This is a genomic window from Emticicia fontis (genome assembly GCF_054779675.1).
The window spans coordinates 1-411 of sequence record NZ_BAAGXU010000046.1; the positions used below are offsets into that span (position 1 = coordinate 1).

At 48.9% G+C, this 411-nt stretch carries 1 pseudogene; it reads right to left on the reverse strand.

Annotation, left to right across the window (positions count from 1 at the left end):
• Positions 1 to 411, reverse strand: a pseudogene (locus ACYVFA_RS19645) (hypothetical protein); the annotation flags it as partial.

Genomic DNA, 411 nt, shown 5'->3' on the forward strand with positions numbered 1-411 from the left:
TGTTGGGGCACTTGGTTGGGTTACAATCTGTAAACCTGTTACTGCGGTACTTGCTGGAGAAGTGCAACTACCCACCGTACAAGTGGCTGTAATGCTATAAGTGCCTACGCTTGAAAGTATCAGACTTGTACCCGTCGCTCCTGTTGACCAGTTCACTGTGCCACCACAACCGCTGGCGGTTAAGGTTAGTGTATTTGGCGCACATACTACTTTTGGATTGGGTGCAACAATAGTTGGAGCAGATGGTTGGGTTACAATCTGCAAACCTGTTACGGCCAGACTTGATGGAGAGGTACAACTACCAACCGTACAAGTGGCTGTAATACTATAAGTGCCTACGCTTGAAAGTACCAGACTTGTGCCCGTTGCTCCTGTTGACCAATTAACTGTGCCACCGCATCCACTGGCGGT